This is a genomic window from Paraburkholderia franconis, assembly GCF_009362735.1.
Lineage (GTDB): Bacteria > Pseudomonadota > Gammaproteobacteria > Burkholderiales > Burkholderiaceae > Paraburkholderia > Paraburkholderia franconis.
The window spans coordinates 97,870-117,477 of the sequence record NZ_WHNP01000021.1 but is presented as its reverse complement, the minus strand read 5'-3'; the positions used below and the strand labels follow the sequence as shown (position 1 = coordinate 117,477).

Sequence of the window (19,608 nt, the reverse complement as noted above, 5' to 3'; positions counted from 1 at the left end):
GCATTACTGATGCCGCCAGAAAGTTGAAAACAGGTCGACGACGATCCAAACAAATTAATCAGGAATAGAAAATGAGAAAAAATAATCGGGGACGCGGAAAACGGGCACCGCTGAAAATTCTCGGGATGCTGGCAGTCAGTCTGCACACGGCAGCGGTGATGGCGAACGCGCCCGTCGCCGGACACCCGCCAGATGCCTTATCAAATGACGCAAATCTGGCGTTCTTGGATGGCATTGATTCGCCTACAAGCGTAACCGACACTCTCACTGGAGTTGCCCAGCCGCTCACAGGTGGGACGCGCGCCACGGGAGGCGGCTCCGGATTAGCGGGCGGCTCGGGACTGGGCGCGAGCAACGGCGCAGGTTCCGGCGGCGGTGGAAATACGGGTGTCGCGACGAGCGGTGCAACCAGCGCCGGCACGGGCGTCGGAAGTCCGGGTATCGGAGGCGCTGGCGGGGCCGGCGTTGGAGTCGGTAGCTCGGGAGCTGCACAGAGGGGATCGGGCGACGGCGGAACAGCCGATGCGGGCGTGGGAGGCACTGCTGCGGGGAGTACAGGAGGCGGGAGCGCTGGTACCGGAAGCACGGGAGCCACTGCAACCGGAAGCGCGGGGAGCGTCGGACAAAGCGCGGGTGGGCAAGGCAGTGGCGGTAGCGGCGCGGGTGGACAAGGTAGTGGCAGCAGTCAGGGTAGCAGTGGTCCCGGCGGCGGTGGCCACGGAAGTGGCGGCCAAGGTGGCAGCGGCGCGGGTAACGGCGGTTCGGGCAACGGTGGCCAAGGTGGCAGCGGCGCGGGTAACGGCGGTTCAGGCAGTGGCGGCCATGGAAGCGGCGGTTCGGGCAATGGCGGTTCGGGCAGCGGTGGCCAAGGTGGCAGCGGCGCGGGTAACGGCGGTTCAGGCAGTGGCGGCCATGGAAGCGGCGGTTCGGGTAACGGCGGYTCGGGCARYGGYGGCCACGGAAGCGGCGGYKCGGGCAACGGCGGTTCGGGCAGTGGTGGCCAAGGTGGCAGCGGCGCGGGTAACGGCGGCTCGGGCAGTGGCGGCCACGGAAGCGGCGGTTCGGGCAACGGCGGTTCGGGCAGYGGTGGCCAAGGTGGCAGCGGCGCGGGWAACGGCGGCTCGGGCAGTGGCGGCCAAGGTGGCAGCGGCGCGGGTAATGGCGGTTCGGGCAACGGCGGCCACGGAAGCAGCGGCCGAGGTGGCGGTGGTCAGGGTAACGGCGGACACGGCAACGGTGGGCCGGGTAGCGGAGGCCAGGGCGCCGGCGGTCACGGTGGTTATGGCAGTGGGGCGAATGGGGGGCATGGCGGCGGTAACGGTGGAAATGGTTCGCACTAGAAACCACCGCTCCAACCCAGCTAACCACCGCCGTCCGAAAGGCAATTGATAACGGATTGCAACCGCCTGCATTGTGCAATGGCACGGATATGCGGGTTGACTGCGCGAAGTTCGGACTAAAGAGATGGTTTCAAAATGAGCCTTTCAGGCTGCCACTTGTTCAGCAGCCTGTTAAGGCTCGCGATCAGGGGAAGCATCGTATTCACATCGCCAGATCGGTGTCGCATCGCTGTCAGTAGCGCCGTGGACGTCGGAAGCGCCCCGAAAGCCGTCATCGTCGTCGAGTCAACGTGACCGGCCGATGGGGAGCGGCAACCGCCATTTCCCCGAAAATTCGCGAAGAACCAAAAACCCGCCGTCAGGCGAGCTCAAACCATACATATCCGAGGAGACATGGAGGAAGCGTCCTTTATCCCACCAGCAGCGACTCACCCCCGTCGATCCATACGGGCGTCCCGGTGATGAACTTCGCGCGGTCCGATGCGAGAAAGCTCACCATCTCCGCGATATCCTCGCCCGTTCCCGCCTGGCCGTCCGTCAGCGGAATTTTTCCACCTGGATAATCGGCAGGTTCCGACGCCTCCTCGCTGGAACGCGCGCGCGTGTTCTCGCCGATCTCCGATTCGATCTTGCCCGGACATATCACGTTCACGCGTATCTTGTGCTTCGCGAGTTCGAGTGCCGTCATTTGCCCGAGTGCGAGCAGGCCGCCTTTCGTCGTCGAATACGCGGATGCGCCGCCATGACTGAAGACTCGTGTTCCGTTGATCGACGAAATGATGATGATCGAGCCGCGGCCTTTGCGCTTCAGATGCGGCACCGTGTAGTGCAGCGTCAGATAGGTGCCGCGCAGATTGGTGTCAAGCGTGTTGTCCCATTCGTCGGGCTGAAGCTCGTCGATGGGCGCCCACACACCGTTGATCCCCGCGTTCGCGACGACGACATCGAGCGCGCCGAAATGGCCGATACCCTTTTCGAGCGCTGCCTGATAGCCCTTGTCGTCGCGCAGATCGGCCGTGATGCCGAATGCGACGCCGCCGCCACGGCCGATTTCATCGACCGTCGCCTTCGTTTCCTGTTCCTTGTGCGCGTGCGCGATCACGCGCGCGCCTTCGGCCGCCATCTTGAGCGCGCACGCCTTGCCGATGCCTGAGCCAGCGCCCGTCACGAGCGCGACCCTGTCTTTCAGGTCCATCCGTTTCTCCCGTCCCAGAGGTCTCGTCTTGTCTAGCCGCCGCCGATTCCCTGGAGCACCTTTCCCGTGCCGTTGCAAACACTACAGCGCTGCCCTTCGACGGTGCCTGTTCCGCGGCATGCGATGCATATGTCTTCTCCAACACCGGGCGCGTCGGGCGGTCCTTCGTCTCCGGGGTTCAAGGGTGTATCGCCTGGTTGCATGTCGGCCTCCGTTTTCCGTGACCACAGCAGAGAGCGCAAGCGCTATGCCTGTCTCGCATCATTCGCGCATTGACGTACATTTCCGACGTGCATTCATGCTCGCTCTTGCGTCACGAACGGTTCCGTTTGCGAATGAGGCTGACCTCGCCGTTGCGTTCGAGAATGGCGGCCTGCACGTCGTCGAGATCGCGCGAGTGAAACGACTGGCGCGCGGCCTCGAAGATATCCGTCTTCGTGATGAGAGCCGCCGACATCTGGCGCGCGTCGAAGCGGCCTTCGCGATAGATCTCGCGTTCGCTTCCGACCGCGAGCGATTCGAGCCATCGCGACCGCACGCAAACCCATGCAAGCGCGCGATGGATCAGAACGATCACGAGCGACGCGGTCAGAGTCGGAACGACGGGCGACGCGCCGACGATCACGCGGCTCAACGTCGCGCCAAGCAGGATGGCCACGACATAGTCGAACGGAGAGCGCTGGCCGAACGAGCGTCGGCCGGAAATGCGGATAAAGAGCAGCGCTGCGAAGAATACGACTATCGCCCGCATCGCGGTCTGAAGCGCGTTCAGGTCTTTGCCCTCGCCGAATACTGCAATCAGCACATCCATTTTTCTTTCCCTTCCTGCATTGCGGCCGGACGATCGCCATCGCCAACGAGCGGCCACGTCGACGGCCAGCCAGCCTATGCGTGCCGTCCGATATATCCCGGCAGTCCCATAGCGGCTGTCGATCGCCAGATCGACGGCCTTTTCGACCAGCGCGTCGAATGCCTTATCGCTATCGGGATGAGGAAGCGCACCTCGAAACAGGTTGGCCCATCTGAATTCTTCGAGCGGTACGGATGTTTTTTCATAGCCGCCCGTATCGCGCACAGCAGCCGCGAGGCCGCGGAATTCGCCGTCCGTGGCTTCCCATACATGCACAGGCATTTCAGCGAAGGCGAACCGCCGGCCGTCCGGGTCATGGGGATAAGTCCACGCGTTGTTTTCCAGCGTCAGCCAGAACTCCGCTTGCGTCAGCGACGACAGATCACTGACGAGGACGAACGGAACCATGCGGATACCGGCGCGCCACAATGCAGCGGCGACATGATGGTGATCGATTGCGTACGGCGCGCTGCCTGGACCGTACACGACGGGTATGGGCTTTTCGGCGACCGCCATGTCCAGATCGTGACCGTTCAATGATTCATACATGGTGGATTTCTGGTTGATCTGCCGCTCGCCGTGCGTCATCTGCGTCGGACGCGGGCACTCGATTTCCAGTTTCTCCATGCTGTCCATCCCTCCCACCTTCGCGGCGCAGGATTTGTGCCCGTGCCGATGCTCTTTCGACGCGCGCGGCCCCGATGGGAACAACGAACCCTCGAAGAACAGCCGCGACGATTGACGGCTGACTGAAGGACCGATGGCCGACTGAGGGCCTGATTGAAGCGGGCTACCGCCGCAACCTGTCTGGAATCGTTTTTGCTGATTCAAACGCCAGGGTAGCAATCAGGGCGTGCGGAAACATACACCGCGATGAACAGCAGAATCGACGATCACCGTCACGCGAAAAAAGCTGCGCGTGCCGGGTCACACGGTCCGATGCATTGGATCAACGGACTTGCGGTCGCGCGCGGCCACGAGGCACGCTGGCTGCCGCACGACGTCGTGGCGGGCGTCACGCTGAGCGCGGTGCTCGTTCCCGCAGGAATGGCCTACGCCGAAGCCGCGGGATTGCCGGCCGCGAATGGACTGTATGCATCGTTTGCGGCGTCGCTCGCCTATGCGGTGTTCGGGCACAGACGCATCCTCGTGCTCGGTCCCGACTTGCGGGACTGCTCGGCATGCCGCGCCGCATCTATACGTACGCGCCGGATATGGGCTGGAGCACGGTGAACCTGATTACGTCGGTGGCCTCGCTCGTGCTCGCGCCCGGCATTCTGATCTTCCTGTGCAATCTGCTCTACAGCTTGCGGCGCGGCGCGGTTGCAGGCGACAACCCGTGGAACGCGGGCACGCTCGAATGGTCGACGACTTCGCCACCGCCGCCGTACAACTTCGCCGTCGCGCCGACGGTCGCGAGCCGGCATCCGCTATGGGAAGGACGCGTCGAAGAGGAGGAGCAGAACGGTTCGCGTTCGTCGCTTGAAGAGGGCTTCATTCTCGATCGCGGCCGCGAAGCGCGGCCGGACGTGATCCCCAAGTATCCACGGCTCGCGAGCAACCCTGCTGTATTGAGCGGGCACACGGATTCGCTCGTGCGCTCGCTGGTGGAAGGCGGCGAGGCGCCGCATACGCAATTGGGAGCCGACCCGAAGAAAATGCCGTCGTTCGCGGGCAAGCTGACCGATACCGAAATGGCGCGTGTGCTGCCCTTCGTACGCAATACATGGGGCAACGATGCCGCCCCTGTGACGACACGCGAGGTAGCGCCGCATCCGTCAAACATTAGGCAAGTAGCGCTGAAGCCCGAGGTCGAATGGTTGCATCGCGAGCTTCGAGCTGAAGCTGCGTAGGCTGTACGAAAGAGTCGATCTTCGGACATGACGACGGTCTTAATAAAGTAATCCGTAGCGACTAGTCTTTGGTAACGAGACGTGCGAGATGGCGAATGCCATACCGCGCGTCGATGCGGTCTGCTGGAGGCGACCATGCTTGACACCGCCGTTTTTCGCAACGGTTTTCGGTCCGCCTCCGCGCATACGACACAGCGTTCGTCGCGTGTGGCGCGCTCGCATTCCGGCGTCGTACCCTATGCGCTCGTGTACGTCGACACGGACAGTGTTGGCAGTCCCAACAGCACGAGCGTCGATCCGTTCGCCTATCTCCAACAGTCCATCACGCTCAACCGGAGCTTGCTCGCTGCCGGCTTGCCGCGATTGACCGTCGCGACCAACGTGGCGGACAGGGTCGAGCGCTATCTTGCGGATGTCGCCGGGGACTGGCGTCCCGATGTGTTGCAGCTAAAACCATCGACACTCGAGTTGCCGAAGGTCACGCGGTTCTATGGCACGCATTTCAAACTCGACTTGCTGGAGCAGGCAGCCGTTACGCTGCACGAAGGCCAGCTGCTGATGCTGCTCGATACCGACATGCTCGCGCTTCGGAGCGTGAGCGCGGAGCTGCTGCTGCGCTGCCGGGCGACGGGCGTCGGCGCGTACGACATCACCGATCAGGAGTTCTCCGCTTATGGCGAGAGCCGCGTCATCGCCGATCTGGAGATGGTCGCGGGCAAGCGGCTTGTCAATCCGCGATGGTTCGGCGGCGAGGCGCTGCTGGCATCGGCGGCGTTCATCGACAAGCTCGTGCCTCGCGCGCGCATATGTTTCGAACGGTACAGGTCCTCGATCGACCAGTTGAACCACCACGGCGACGAAGCGTTCGTCTCGGCGGCACTGAACTTGCTTGCTGAAGAAGGGCAACAGATCGTCGATATCGGCGCGCATCGACTGGTGGGACGACACTGGTCCGGCAATACGCATCGCGATCTGCGCTGGTTCAAGGGATGTGCGTTAGTGCATCTGCCCGGCAGCAAGCGGCTACTCGAACGTCAGGCACGCCGCGCGACGTTCAGCGCGGCGCGTATCTGGCGCAGGCTCGTGCTGGCGCACGCGTTCAACCGGATGCTATGGCCGCTCAGGCAGTGGCGTCGCGCACGCGCGCGTCTGCGCCGGATGCCAGCCAGTCGCGTTGCAAGGGTCGACGTGCTGATTCTCGATGCCGATGCGGGCCGGTTGTCGGCGCTGGCTTCCCGGCTGACCTCGCGTGGTGTCGTCGTCATGCCGACGCTCACGATGGAAGAAGCACGCGATGCCGTGCGGCGGCTCGATCCGCGCGTCATCGTCACGTCGAGTCCTTTTGTTGCCGTCAATGACGGCGATGTGTCGGACGCCGTCTTGCGCAGCACAGCCGGCGCGGGCCGTCCCGTGATGATCGCCTTTTCGGCCGACGATGCGCGCCTCGACTGGACACAGTGGGACGGGTGGTTTCCGCGCTCCGCCGATCCCGGCGAAGTGGTCGAAGCGGTGATGGAAGCACTCGGCCGACGGTAGCGTGCAGCGGCGCGCATCGTTGCCGGGCGTACGCAGAATTGCGAAAACGTCTGAAGAAGTTCGTCTTGTCTGTCGATACATGCCGACGCATGTCTCGGTGAATCATGCGGAGGAATCATGTTTGTGGCAGAGAACGGGCGTCAACGCGCCGATGGATACAGAGGCAGTGTTTCGAGCCTGCAACGGATCGCGTTCGTGCTGACGGATGCGTGCGACCTGTTAGGCGTAGCCGTCGTCGCCGAAGCGCTCGATTGCGCGAGCGAACTGGCGGGCGTTCAGCATGCGTGCAAGTACGGGATGCAGTTTCTGTCGGCGAATGGTGGCCCCGTGAAGTGCCATCGCTCGTTCGTCGTGTCGACGGGCAAACTCGCCGATACGATCGGGGCGCGATTCGCGTGCGTGTTCGTCGCCGCAGGGCCGAACGCAGACGAGGTGTGCAACGGGCTGTCGCATGCAGCGTGGCTGCAACGGATCAGAGCAGCCGGCACGCCCGTGCGGTTTCTTGCGGCCGATACTGTGAACGGATTCGCGCACGATGCCGCGCACCCATCGGAGCGCGATCGCATCGTGCAAGGGGCGCAGGCCAACGCGCGATTATCCGGCGCGATCAGAGCGGCCTTCGAAATCATCCGCGACGATATGGGCGAGCCGATTGCGCGCGAGGCCTTGCATCGCACGGTCAGCGGACACGTCGATACGATCCTGTCATCGATCGACACGGGCATGAGCACGGCCGACAAGGTGCACGCAGCGGGGCGGTGGCTCAAGAACAATTGCCACCGTCCCGTCAGCGTCGCCGATGCCGCGCATGCGTGCGCAATGAGCCAGCGTACGTTGCTGCGCTACTTTCAGGCATGCCTGGGGACTTCGCCATCGGAATACCTGCAACGCGCGAGGCTCGATCTGGCGTGCGCGCTGCTGGCCGAAACCTCGCTGCCCGCCGACAAGATCGCGCGACGCGTTGGTCTGACCGACGGCGGCCGGCTCGGCAAGCTGTTTCGCCGCTGCATCGGGAAGTCGCCGACCGAATATCGCGCGTGGCAGCGTGCCAGGACGGACGGTCTGCAGACTATCCATGCGAACGAGCAGCCGTGCGACGTTCAGGCGGACATGGAGGCAACGCAGTGCGCCGCCGCGTGATCTTCTTTCGTTCATCGACATACGATACGTAGCGTTGCGCACCCGATAATCGTCAGCGGAAAGCCTGTGCGGCTCGTCGAGCTTGCAATCCTTGCGCCGTAACATATGCTGGCGTTGAGGTTCGTTCGGCCAGGGCGCGGATCGCGCCCTGTATCGACGAACGGGCGCGACACCGTCATGCCTTTGACGCGGCGAATCGGGAGGAAGCATCGTGACCACCAATCCGGCATCAGGCGTAACCCCGAGCGCCGGATCGGCGCGCACCGGACTCGACGTCGATGCGCTGCGGCGCGGCGTGCTCGACAATCTGATCTGCCTGCAGGCCCGTCCTCCCAGCATCGCTACGCCGTACGACTGGTACATGGCGCTGTCGTACAGCGTGCGCGACCGCATGCTGGCACGCTGGGCCGCGACGATCCAGACCTACGTCGCGCGCGAGCTGCGGGTCGCGTGCTATCTCTCCGCTGAATTCCTGATCGGCCCGCAGCTCGGCAACAATCTCCTGAACCTCGGCATCGAGGACAACGCCCGCGCCGTCATGGAGTCGCTCGGCCAGGACCTCGATACGCTGCTCGCGCTGGAGGAAGAGCCGGGACTCGGCAACGGTGGGCTCGGCAGGCTCGCTGCCTGTTATCTGGACTCGCTGGCGACACTCGAAATACCGTCCGTGGGCTACGGCATCCGCTACGAGTTCGGCATCTTCGATCAGGAGATACGCGACGGCTGCCAGGTGGAAGTCACCGACAAGTGGCTGCAAAAGGGCAACCCGTGGGAGATCGTGCGCCCGAGCGTGTGTTACTACGCTGCCTTTGGCGGGCATACGGAACAGTGGACCGATGAGCAAGGCCACTTTCGCGTGCGCTGGATGCCGGCACGCATGGTCAAGGGCGTGGCCTGCGACACGCCGGTGCTCGGCTTTCGCGCGAACATGTGCAACACGCTGCGCCTGTGGAAAAGCGAGGCCATCGAGTCATTCGACCTGGAGGACTTCAACGCAGGCGATTACTACCAGGCCGTGCAGGAAAAGGTGATTTCGGAGACGCTGTCGAAGGTGCTCTATCCGAATGACGAGCCCGAAGCCGGCAAGCGGCTGCGTCTTGCGCAGCAGTACTTCTTCGTCTCCTGTTCGCTGCAGGATATGTTGCGCATTCTCGATCTGAAGGGCGTGCACGTCTCGCGTTTCGCCGACATGTTCGCGGTTCAGCTGAACGATACGCATCCGTCCATCGCCGTCGCCGAGCTGATGCGCCTGCTCGTCGACGTGCGGCTCCTTCACTGGGACGAAGCGTGGGACATCACATGCCGCACGCTTGCCTATACCAACCACACGCTGTTGCCCGAAGCACTCGAAACGTGGGGCTTGCGGCTCTTCGGCGGGTTGCTGCCGCGTCCGCTCGAAATCATCTACGAGATCAACCGCCGCTTCCTCGACGACCTGCGGCGTAAGTATCCGGGCGACGAGGCGCGCGTCGCGCGCATGTCGCTGATCGACGAGAGCGGCGAGAAGAAGATCCGCATGGCGTACCTGTCGACGATCGGCAGCCATGCAGTCAACGGCGTCGCGGCGCTGCATTCGACGCTGCTCAGGCAGACCGTGCTGCACGACTTCGCGGAGTTGTGGCCCGAGCGTTTTGACAACGTCACCAATGGCGTCACGCCGCGCCGCTTTCTGCTGCTGAGCAACCCGGGTCTTGCGCGGCTGCTCGACGCGACAGTCGGCGATGGCTGGGTCACTGATCTCACACGTCTTCGCAAGCTCGAAGCGTATGCCGACGATCACGCATTCCAGGAAAAATGGCGTGCCGTCAAGCATGCGAACAAGCAGATTCTCGCGGGACAGATTCGCCATGTGACGAATATCGACGTGGACCCCGATGCGTTGTTCGACATTCAGGTCAAGCGCATTCACGAGTACAAGCGACAGCATCTGAACGCGCTTTACATCGTCACGCTTTACCAGCGTCTGCGGCGCAACGTGGAGCAGGGCGCCGTGCCGCGCTGCTTCGTGTTCGGCGGAAAAGCGGCACCGGGTTATGCGATGGCGAAGCTGATGATCCGGCTGATTACGGGCATCGCCGAAGTCGTGAACAACGATCCCGCGATGCACGGCAAGTTGAAGGTCGTGTTCTTTCCGGATTTCAACGTGAAGAATGCGCAGTTCATCTATCCAGCCGCCGACCTGTCCGAGCAGATTTCGACGGCGGGCAAGGAAGCGTCGGGCACCGGCAACATGAAGTTCATGATGAACGGCGCGATCACGATAGGCACGCTGGACGGCGCGAATGTCGAGATCCGCGAAGAAGCTGGCGACGAGAACTTCTTCCTCTTCGGGCTGACTGCCACGCAAGTGGAGCGCGTCAGGCGCGAAGGCTATCGTCCTTCCGCGCATGTCGAAAGCAATGCGGAGTTGCGCGAGGTGCTGGACCTGATCGCGGGCGGACACTTCTCGCGCGGCGACCCGCAGGTATTCCGCCCGCTCGTCGACAACCTGCTTCACGCGGACCCGTTCCTCGTGCTCGCCGATTACACCGATTACGTCGCGTGCCAGGAGCGCGTGAGCGCCGCGTGGCTGGACCCGGCACGCTGGACTCGCATGTCGATACTCAACACGGCGCGCTCGGGGAAGTTCTCATCGGATCGCGCGATCGCCGAGTATTGCGAGCGGATCTGGAAGATTGCTCCCGTGAAGATTTCGCTGGATTGACTGTTGAACGCGGGTCATCGCGATTGCGAAGTTGCAATCGCAACACCTACCACTGCAATACCCATTGCCCACCACGCGGACGGCGGCAGCGTTTCGCCGAGGAACGCGTAGCTCATCAGCGCCGCAGCGGGCGGGACGAAGAAGAACAGCGCAGCCACCTTCGACACCTTGCCCGCGCGTGTCATCGCGAGCAGCAGACTGATGGCGATCAGTGAATTACAGAGCACGAGATACGCCATGACAGCCGTGAAGGTTCCCGTCCATTGCACGTGGCCATGCTCGAACAGCATGGCCATCGGCGCGCAACACACGAGGCCGACCGCGTACTGAACGAGATTCGCCATCAACGGATCGTTCGATGCGGCCGTGCGCTTTTCATAGAGCATCGCGCCCGTGATGCCGAGCAGCGCGCCGATTGCCAGCAGCACGGGGCCCAGCGAATCCACCTGGACGCGGCTGCGCGCAACGATGACGCCCGCCGCGCCCGCGAGACCGAGTATCAGCCCCGTCCAGCGGCGTGCGCCGACGCGCTCGCCGACCAGCTTCGGCGCCAGCACGCCGACGAGGATCGGCTGCAGTGAGACGATCAGCGCGAGCACCGACGTCTCGATGCCCGCCGTCATCGACAGATAGCTCAGCCCGAAGTACAGCACCTGCACGAGAAAGCCGACGACGATCAGATGCTTCCACGCATGCAGCCCACGAGGCCATGCAGGCCGGCGGACCGCGCATAGTACAACCAGCACGCTGACGCTCAACGCGAAGCGGATCGCAAGAAAGGTGAGGGGTGACGCGTAGCGCAGGCCGATCTTCGCAATCGGAAAACCGGCCGACCACAGCAGCAGAAAAATCACGGGACCCGCGACCGTCAACCAGCGTTGTCCGTCGGCTGATACCGCGTTCGACGCCTGTTCCATTTCCGTCCTTATTGGTTGCGATGTCACGGTGGGTGATTGCAACGCACAATCGCCGCGTTGACAAGCGCTGTTTCAGGCGACGACCCGAGCCGCACCAGGTATTACCCGTAAGCCATGTGAACGTTCGCATAAAGAGGTTTACTTCCGGAGATCGTCGCCTATAGTCAGGTCGTGTGAACGATCACATGGCAGTCGAAAATGAAATCGGACGAAAACGATCGCGCGCCGACGCTCAAGGATGTCGGCAAGCAGGCAGGCGTGTCGTATCAGACCGTGTCCCGCGTGATGAACGGCTCGGAACGAGTGAGCCCCGAAACGCGCGAACTGGTGATGGCGGCAGCGCAGCAACTCGGGTTTCGCGTGAATCGCGTGGCGGGTAGTTTGCGCACGAACCGTTCGCGCACCATCGGTCTCGTGATGTCGGACGTCGCGAATCTGTTCTTTGCCGAAGTGGTCGGCGGCGTCGAGGCGGAGGCCGCGCTCAACAACTATTCCGTGATTCTCGCGAACAGCAACGAAGATCTGGCGCGCGAACGCGAGGCCGTGATCGGGCTGATGGAACGGCGCGTGGATGGACTGATCGTCGCGCCCACTGAAGGCTACCACGGCTATCTGAGCCGCGATCTGCCCGAGCATTTTCCGCTCGTCGCGATCAACCGGAAGATCGATGAAATGCCTTGCGGCGCGGTGCTGAGCGACAACGAAGGCGGTGCGCGGATTGCCGTTCAATATCTGCTCGAGCGTGGACATACGCGCATTGGCGCGCTATCCGGCTCGGGCGGACTGATGACTTCGCGCGAGCGCATTGCCGGGTTCAAGGCGGCGCTCAAGGAAGCACGCGTGCCACTGAGGCGCGACTGGATACGCTATGCAGGCCTCAAATCGGACACCGCATGCGAATGCGCGCTCGAACTGCTCGCGAGCAAGGACCGGCCAACGGCACTGTTCGCGACGAGCAACACGATTGCCGAGGGCGTCCTGCTGGCGATGCGCGAACTTCGTTTGCGGCGCAACGAAGATGTCGAAGTCATCTGCTTCGACGACGTGCCCTGGGCGCGGCTCGTCGATCCGCCGATGCCCGTCGTTGCGCAGGATACCCATCAGATTGGACGGCTCGCGGTGCGCATGATGCTCGGCCTGATCGACAGAAGCGGCGCGGCATCCGATGTGGTGCGCCTGCCGACGCGCCTGCTGACGAACCAGATCGTCGTGCCGAGACGCCCCGCGCAACATCGCGCGCCGGCGAAGCGCGCGCGTGCGACGGCAAAAGAATCAGGGGCGGTGTGATGAGTACGCAATCCCATCAGCGTCGCTTCGCGTTGAGTCCCGTGACGATCGCGCAATGTTCGTTTGATGAAGCCTTCGAGCAGACCGCGCGTGCCGGATTTACGGGCATCGGCTTGCGCTACGACCAGTTCGAGCGCTATCTGGAGCAAGGCGGTTCGGTGGACGACGTGAAGCGCCTGCTCGCCGCAAACGGACTGCGCTTTGCCGAGGCGGCCTTTCTTGCCGAGTGGCAGTACCATGGCGGCTTGCCGCTCGTGAGCCGTCGTCGACGCAGCGGCGCCGATGACGAAACGTCTGCGCGTCTGACGAAGCGGCTGCACGCGTTTCTCGCGCATTGCGAGCAGTTCGAATGCGCGAACGTCACGGCGGTTCCCGCGCTCAGGGAAACGGGCGATCTCGACGTGGCGGCGGAAGAGTTCGCCACGCTGTGCGATATCGCGCAACCGTATGGCGTGCGCCTGTGCGTCGAATTCATGGGCACCGCGCCGCAGATCTGCGACCTGCAAAGCGGTGCCGATCTCGTGACGCGTGCCGGCCGCAAGAACGGTGGCTTGCTGATCGACACGTTTCTGTTTCATCAGGGCCATTCGCGCATCGAACACATCGCGCGGGTTCCCGTCGAGAAGATTTTCAACGTGCAACTGGCCGACGCGAAGTCCAGGCCGCGCGATCAGCTGGACATGCTCGCTGATCGCGTGTTTCCGGGCGAAGGCGCGGCCAATGTTCGGGCTGTCGTCGATGCGCTGGTTCAGCATGGCTATGACGGCTGGTGGACGGTCGAGCTGTTCAATCCCGAGTATGCAAAGACAGACGCGAAGTCGATTGCGTCGCATGCGTTCGCATCTGCCGTGGCGCTGTTCGATCGATCGTCGTTGCGTGTCGACACGGCAGGAGCAGCCGCATGAAGTTCACTCTGCAACAGGTGATGGTGACGGGCGCGGCGGGCGGCCTGGGACGCGCAGTCGCGCTAGGGCTGGCGTCGCACGGCGTGCCGACCGTATGCGTCGATGCGAAGCGCGACGGCCTCGCCGAGACGCAAGCCGAAGCGCGACGTCTGGGCGCATCGTGCATGTCGATCGTGGCCGATCTTGCGTCGGAAACGTCGATGAGCGAAACGTTCGCGCGGCTCGACAGCGATGCGATACGGCTCGATGGCGTCGTCACGTGCGGCGGAATCACCAGCAAGACGCGCGTGCTCGATATGACCATCGACGAATGGGACCGCGTGATGAACGTGAATCTGCGCGGCACGTTCCTGTGCGTGCAGCACGCATTGCGTTCGATGGTGCCGCGACGCAGCGGGCGCATCGTGACCATCGCGTCTGATACGGCGAAGCGTGGCGCGGGGCGTTTGTCGACATCGGCGTACGGCGCGTCGAAGGGCGGCGTCGTATCGCTCACGCGTTCGCTTGCGCGCGAGCTGGCGAGCTTTCGCGGCGCGATTCGCGTGAACTGCCTGTGTCCCGGTCCGATCTGGACGGAGATGCACAACGGCATGACGCCCGAAGAGCGCGCGACCGTCGAAAACTCGGTGCTCATGGGGCGCTTCGCGAAACCCGAAGAAATTGCAGCAGGCGTGCTCTTCCTGCTGTCGGACGAGGCCTCGTTCGTCTATGGCGAAACGTTGATGGTGGACGGCGGCGTCGTGCTCGACTAATGGCAGTGGTACACAGTGCACTCATCAAGTCAGGTTCAACAGGAGACACAGCAGATGGACACGTTTAGCGGAAAGGTCGCGGTGATCACAGGGGCGGGCCGCGGAATCGGCTCCGTCATTGCAAGCTATCTGATCGCTGAGGGCGCAATCGTCTATCTGCCGGACCTGGACGGAGAAAGATCGGCGCACACGGCCGAGCGCCTGGGCGCCGCGGCGAGGCACGCGACGCTCGACGTGACGTCGTCGAAGGAGGTGTCGGCGTTCTTCGCGCGCGTCGACGAAGAAGCGGGCGGCACCGATGTTCTCGTCAACTGTGCGGGCGGCTATGCGCCGCTCGTGCCGACGCTGAAGATCACCGAAGACGAATACGACATGGTGATGGACTCGAATCTGAAGGGCACGTTTCTGTGTTGTCAGGCCGCGATTCCGTCGATGCTGCGCAAGCAGTCCGGCGCGATTCTCAACTTCAGTTCGCTGGCTGGCCGGCAGACGAGTCCCGCGCTCGGTTCGCCCTATACGGCCGCGAAGGCGGGCGTGCTCGGATTGACGCGGCATCTCGCGAAGGAGTTCGGCTCGGGCGGCGTGCGCGTCAATGCGGTCGCGCCCGGGACGACGGAAGGCGAACGCGTCGCGGGGCTGCTCACGCCCGAAGACCGCGAGCGCCAGCTCGCGGGCATTCCGCTCGGCCGCTTCACGACAGCCGAAGATCTTGCCGACGTCGCGCTGTTTCTGCTGTCGGACCGCGCGCGTTACATCACGGGCGCGACCATCGACGTCAACGGTGGCGTGCTGACGATCTAGCATCCGCCCGTTCCGTTGTTCGACTGCGAGGACATCATGCAAACCGTGTATGTCGTCGGAACATGTGACACGAAAGGCGCCGAACTCGGCTTCGTGCGCCAGTGCCTGCGCGATCTCGGCATGCCCGCCTGTCTGGTCGACGTGGGCACAACGAGCGCGCCGCGCGATGGCGTGCAGCCCGACGTCAGCGCGGATACCGTCGCGGCCTGTCATCCCGATGGCGGCGCTGCGATCGGCGAACGGAGCGAACAAGGCGAGCGAGGCGCGGCCATAGCCGCGATGGAAGAAGCGCTCGCCGCGTTCATCGCGACGCGCGACGACGTCGGCGGCATGATCGGGCTCGGCGGTTCCGGCAACACGGCGCTCGTCACACATGCGATGCGCGCATTGCCCGTCGGCGTGCCGAAGCTGATGGTGTCCACCGTCGCGTCGGGCAATGTCGCGCCGTATGTCGGCGCGAGCGATATCGCGCTGATGTACTCCGTCGTCGATATTGCCGGGCTCAATCGCATCAGCCGCGTGGTGCTCTCAAATGCCGCGCATGCGATGGCGGGCATGGTCAAGGACGTGGACGCGTCACTGATCGGCGCACGTACGGAAGCGGAGAAGCCGACCGTCGGCATCACGATGTTCGGCGTGACGACGAAATGCGTCGACATGCTGCGTCAACGGCTCGATGCGCAATACGAGTGCCTCGTGTTTCATGCGACGGGTACGGGCGGGCAGTCGATGGAGAAGCTCGTCGACAGCAAGATGATCGACGCCGTGATCGACCTCACGACCACGGAAGTCGCGGATTTCATCGCGGGCGGCGTGTTTCCCTGCACGGAAGACCGCTTCGGCGCGATTGCGCGCACGAAGGTTCCGTATGTCGGATCGTGTGGCGCGCTCGACATGGTGAATTTCGGCGCGCGCGAAACCGTGCCGCCGAAATACGCGAACCGGCTGCTCTATTGCCACAATCCGCAAGTCACTCTGATGCGCACGACCGCGGACGAATGCCGTGCAATCGGCGCATGGATCGCTGGGCGCCTCAACCGTTGCGACGGGCCGGTGCGCTTTCTGATCCCCGAGCGCGGCGTGTCGGCGATCGACGCCGAAGGCTTGCCGTTCGACGATCCCGAAGCGGACCGCGTGCTCTTCGACACGATCGAAGCGACCCTTGTGCACACGCGCAATCGCCGGCTGCTGCGCGTGCCGCTTCATATCAACGATGCCGCGTTTGCCGATGCAGTCGTCGATGCGTACCGCGACGCGCTCGGCACGCACGCGAACGGGAGGTGACTGCGCGATGCCGCGATTCGATAGAACCGAACTGCTGGCCCGCTACCGGGACATGATCGCGCGGCGCGAACCGATCGTCGGCGGGGGCGCGGGGACGGGGCTGTCCGCGAAATGCGAAGAGGCGGGCGGCATCGATCTGATCGTCATCTACAACTCCGGGCGTTACCGGATGGCGGGGCGCGGCTCGCTCGCGGGATTGCTCGCGTATGGCAACGCCAATGAGATCGTCAAGGACATGGCGCGCGAAGTGTTGCCCGTCGTGCGGCATACGCCCGTGCTGGCGGGCGTGAACGGCACCGATCCGTTCGCCGATATGGACGTGCTGCTCGACGACCTGTCGCGCATCGGCTTTTCCGGCGTGCAGAACTTCCCGACGGTCGGGCTGATCGACGGCGTGTTCCGGCAGAACCTCGAAGAAACGGGGATGAGCTACGCGCTCGAAGTCGACATGATCCGGCTCGCGCATCGCAAGAACCTGCTGACCACGCCGTACGTGTTCAACGCGGACGAAGCGGTCGCTATGACGGAAGCGGGCGCGGACATCATCGTCGCGCACATGGGATTGACGACGGGCGGCGCAATCGGCGCGCAAACAGCGCTGACGCTCGCCGACTGTCCGGCGCGGATCGAAGCATTTGCGCAAGCGGCGATGCGCGTGCGCGGCGACGTGATCGTGCTGTGCCACGGCGGCCCGATTGCGACGCCCGAAGATGCTGCGTACGTGCTGCGAAATGCGCCGTCGTGCCACGGCTTTTACGGCGCAAGCTCGATGGAGCGGCTGCCGACGGAAATCGCATTGACGAATCAGACGCGCGCGTTCAAGGCGATCACGCGCTAGGCCCATTGCATTCCACATCGACCAGGGAGACTCGCATGGCGCACTCACACGACGGACACGGGCGGTCAGGCATCGCGATCATCGGCTGTGGGCGCATTTCGCGCTCGCATCTGGCGGCCGTCGCGGCGCAGCCGGATCTGGCGACGCTGGTGGCGACCGTCGACAGCGACCTGACGCTCGCGACGCAAGCCGCGCAGCGCTACGGCGCGCGTCATGCATTCGACGATATCGACGAAGCGCTGTCGCGTGATGATATCGACGCCGTCGTGCTGTGCCTGCCGAATCATCTGCATGCGAGCGTCGCGATCAAGGCGGCACAGGCTGGCAAGCATGTGCTGGTCGAAAAGCCGATGGCCGACACGGCGGCCGACGCGATCGCAATGGCCGAAGCCGCCGAAGCGAATCGTATCGTGCTGGCGATTGCGCAATGCCGCCGGCATTTTCGCGCGATCCGTTATCTCGCGGATCATCAGGCGGATTTCGGCAAGCTGATTTCCGTGCAAGTGAGCCTGGGTGTCTATTGGCCCGATGCACAGGCGCCGTGGTGGCGCGAAGCGGACAAGGCGAGCGGACTGGTCGTCGCGCTCAACGGTCCGCATGTGCTCGATTTCGTGCAGATGGTGATGCAGGCCGATCCCGTGCGCGTGCATGCTGAAGCCGTGCGTCGCAATCACTTCTGGGCCGGCGAGGACGAAGCGATGATGCTGCTCGCTTACCCCGGGCGGCGGCTCGCGTCGGTGCATCTGTCGTTCAACCAGCAGCCCGTCGAGAACCGCAAGGTGCTCGTCTACGAACGCGGCACGGCCGTCGTCGAGCACGACACGCATCTGACGTTCAATGGCGAGACGCTGGTCGCGCGAAGCGACGACGAGCATCGCCATTATCTCGACGAAGCGGTCGAGTTCCAGCGCCAGTTCCGCGAGTTCGCGCTCGCGATCGACGGGCAGCCGAACCGCTCTGTCAGCGCGCAAGAAGGCATTCGTTTGATGCGCACGCTCGATGCCGTCCACCGGTCGTTCCGAAGCGGCGATACGGTCGTGCTCGACGATGTGACGCATCGAACGGACACAGTCGACGCGACGCCGTAACGTCGAACTCGTACACCAACGGCGAATCGACAGCAGCACACAGCGATACAACGACAAGATAGTGGAGACAGGCAGTAACACCGGCGATGCCGGTATCGAGGAGGAGACGGATCATGGAAAAGCCAGCTCGTCGTCTGGTACTGAAAAGCGGTGCGGCGCTGCTCGCGGCGCCGTTCGTCGCGCGCTTTGCGCATGCAGCGGAGTATCGGATCAAGATCGGCAGCGATACACCGCCTGCCTATGCAATGAACGTCCGCATCAAGGAGGCCACCGAGCGGATCAAGACGCGCACGAACGGGCGCGTCGAGATCAGCGTGTTTCCGAACAGCCAGTTGGGCAGCGACATGCTGAACCAGGTGCACAGCGGCTCGCTCGATTTCTTTCTGTCGTCGTCGCAACTGGCCGTGCCGCTCGTGCCCGCCTGCGCGCTTCCGGGGCTCGCCTACGGGCTGAAGGACACGCCTGCTGCATTCAAGGCGATGGACGGGGACGTGGGCGCGTATCTGCGCGGGCAGATGGAGAAAGTGGGGCTGTTCGCGATTCCGACGATGATGCAGGGCGGCTGGCGGCAGATCATCAGCAACAAGCCGATCAGGTCGCCGGACGATCTCGTCGGCTTCAAGATCCGCGTGCCGATCAGCCCGATGTGGGTCTCGCAGTTCAATGCGCTCGGCGCGAGCCCGACACCGATCAGCATCAACGAGCTCTATACCGCGTTGCAGACCAAAGTGGTGGACGGCGCCGAGAACTATCCGTCGCTGCTCTACGCGATGCGGCTCTATGAGATCGAGAAGTACATGAGCACGACCAACCACATGTGGGACGGCTACTGGATTCTCGGCAACACGCGCATGTGGGGCGCGATTCCGAAGGACCTGCAACAGGTGATCGCTGAAGAGTTCACGAAGTCGGCCCTTCAGCAACGCGACGACATGGTGAAAGTGGATGCCCAGGTCCCCGATCAGATGACGAAGGCGGGCATCACGTTCATCAACCCTGACCGCGAGCAGTTTCGCAACAAGCTGAAGCAGGCCGGCTACTACAACGAATGGCGCGGGAAGTTCGGACCGCAGGCGTGGGCGCTGCTCGAAAAGTACACGGGTTCGCTGGGGTAAATC

At 63.5% G+C, this 19,608-nt stretch carries 15 protein-coding genes and 2 pseudogenes; 13 read left to right on the top strand and 4 right to left on the bottom strand.

All coding sequences use genetic code 11. The features are described from left to right. Nucleotides 1–1,749: 1,749 nt before the first annotated feature. The 3 genes and pseudogenes from GCT13_RS22745 to GCT13_RS22735 form a co-directional block, all read right to left on the bottom strand. Nucleotides 1,750–2,535 carry an SDR family oxidoreductase gene (locus GCT13_RS22745; RefSeq protein ID WP_152761844.1) on the bottom strand — a complete coding sequence of 262 codons (786 nt, stop codon included), beginning with the start codon at nucleotides 2,533–2,535 and terminating at the stop codon, nucleotides 1,750–1,752. A 313-nt stretch (nucleotides 2,536–2,848) separates the two neighbouring features. Continuing rightward, complete coding sequence (locus GCT13_RS22740) at nucleotides 2,849–3,346, bottom strand: DUF421 domain-containing protein (RefSeq protein WP_152761842.1); 498 nt, start codon at nucleotides 3,344–3,346, stop codon at nucleotides 2,849–2,851. Between the two features lie 74 nt (nucleotides 3,347–3,420). Beyond that, a pseudogene (locus GCT13_RS22735) lies at nucleotides 3,421–4,012 on the bottom strand (ParB-like protein). A 246-nt stretch (nucleotides 4,013–4,258) separates the two neighbouring features. On the opposite strand from GCT13_RS22735, the gene GCT13_RS22730 reads away from it, so the two are divergent. From GCT13_RS22730 to GCT13_RS22710, 5 genes and pseudogenes are all read left to right on the top strand, one after another. Beyond that, the gene (locus tag GCT13_RS22730) at nucleotides 4,259–4,618 is read left to right on the top strand and encodes a SulP family inorganic anion transporter (protein ID WP_152761874.1); all 360 of its coding nucleotides are present in this window, start codon (nucleotides 4,259–4,261) and stop codon (nucleotides 4,616–4,618) included. After that, nucleotides 4,549–4,932, top strand: a pseudogene (locus GCT13_RS22725) (cytochrome ubiquinol oxidase subunit I); the annotation flags it as partial. The gene GCT13_RS22730 and the pseudogene GCT13_RS22725, both read left to right, overlap by 70 nt. 441 nt (nucleotides 4,933–5,373) lie before the next feature. Next, complete coding sequence (locus GCT13_RS22720) at nucleotides 5,374–6,774, top strand: response regulator receiver protein (RefSeq protein WP_193727733.1); 1,401 nt, start codon at nucleotides 5,374–5,376, stop codon at nucleotides 6,772–6,774. A gap of 117 nt (nucleotides 6,775–6,891) precedes the next feature. Beyond that, nucleotides 6,892–7,914: a helix-turn-helix domain-containing protein gene (locus GCT13_RS22715; RefSeq protein WP_152761840.1), complete on the top strand. Its 1,023-nt coding sequence runs from the start codon at nucleotides 6,892–6,894 to the stop codon at nucleotides 7,912–7,914. A gap of 211 nt (nucleotides 7,915–8,125) precedes the next feature. Continuing rightward, nucleotides 8,126–10,618: a glycogen/starch/alpha-glucan phosphorylase gene (locus GCT13_RS22710; protein WP_321574548.1), complete on the top strand. Its 2,493-nt coding sequence runs from the start codon at nucleotides 8,126–8,128 to the stop codon at nucleotides 10,616–10,618. A 14-nt stretch (nucleotides 10,619–10,632) separates the two neighbouring features. On the opposite strand, the gene GCT13_RS22705 is transcribed toward GCT13_RS22710, so the two are convergent. Beyond that, nucleotides 10,633–11,535 (bottom strand): DMT family transporter, encoded by a 903-nt coding sequence (locus GCT13_RS22705; RefSeq protein ID WP_152761838.1) that lies wholly within the window; start codon nucleotides 11,533–11,535, stop codon nucleotides 10,633–10,635. 198 nt (nucleotides 11,536–11,733) lie between these two features. Between GCT13_RS22705 and GCT13_RS22700 the strand changes: the two genes are divergently transcribed. The 8 genes from GCT13_RS22700 to GCT13_RS22665 all read left to right on the top strand — a co-directional run bounded on the left by GCT13_RS22700 (nucleotide 11,734) and on the right by GCT13_RS22665 (nucleotide 19,605). Beyond that, on the top strand, nucleotides 11,734–12,822 hold the full coding sequence (locus GCT13_RS22700; RefSeq protein ID WP_152761836.1) for a LacI family DNA-binding transcriptional regulator: 1,089 nt from the start codon (nucleotides 11,734–11,736) through the stop codon (nucleotides 12,820–12,822). Continuing rightward, nucleotides 12,822–13,727 carry a sugar phosphate isomerase/epimerase family protein gene (locus tag GCT13_RS22695; RefSeq protein WP_152761834.1) on the top strand — a complete coding sequence of 302 codons (906 nt, stop codon included), beginning with the start codon at nucleotides 12,822–12,824 and terminating at the stop codon, nucleotides 13,725–13,727. Before GCT13_RS22700 ends, GCT13_RS22695 begins: the two co-directional genes overlap by 1 nt. Beyond that, on the top strand, nucleotides 13,724–14,479 hold the full coding sequence (locus GCT13_RS22690; RefSeq protein WP_152761832.1) for an SDR family NAD(P)-dependent oxidoreductase: 756 nt from the start codon (nucleotides 13,724–13,726) through the stop codon (nucleotides 14,477–14,479). Before GCT13_RS22695 ends, GCT13_RS22690 begins: the two co-directional genes overlap by 4 nt. 54 nt (nucleotides 14,480–14,533) lie before the next feature. Next, nucleotides 14,534–15,280 (top strand): SDR family NAD(P)-dependent oxidoreductase, encoded by a 747-nt coding sequence (locus GCT13_RS22685; RefSeq protein ID WP_152761830.1) that lies wholly within the window; start codon nucleotides 14,534–14,536, stop codon nucleotides 15,278–15,280. 36 nt (nucleotides 15,281–15,316) lie between these two features. Continuing rightward, the gene (locus GCT13_RS22680) at nucleotides 15,317–16,564 is read left to right on the top strand and encodes a Tm-1-like ATP-binding domain-containing protein (protein ID WP_152761828.1); all 1,248 of its coding nucleotides are present in this window, start codon (nucleotides 15,317–15,319) and stop codon (nucleotides 16,562–16,564) included. Nucleotides 16,565–16,571: 7 nt separating this feature from the next. Continuing rightward, nucleotides 16,572–17,402 (top strand): phosphoenolpyruvate hydrolase family protein, encoded by an 831-nt coding sequence (locus tag GCT13_RS22675; RefSeq protein WP_152761826.1) that lies wholly within the window; start codon nucleotides 16,572–16,574, stop codon nucleotides 17,400–17,402. A 35-nt stretch (nucleotides 17,403–17,437) separates the two neighbouring features. After that, a complete protein-coding gene (locus tag GCT13_RS22670; RefSeq protein WP_152761824.1) occupies nucleotides 17,438–18,490 on the top strand; it encodes a Gfo/Idh/MocA family protein in 1,053 nt (350 codons plus the stop codon). A gap of 113 nt (nucleotides 18,491–18,603) precedes the next feature. Continuing rightward, nucleotides 18,604–19,605, top strand: a complete 1,002-nt coding sequence (locus tag GCT13_RS22665; protein ID WP_193727732.1) for a TRAP transporter substrate-binding protein — start codon at nucleotides 18,604–18,606, stop codon at nucleotides 19,603–19,605. The last annotated feature ends 3 nt before the right edge of the window (nucleotides 19,606–19,608 follow it).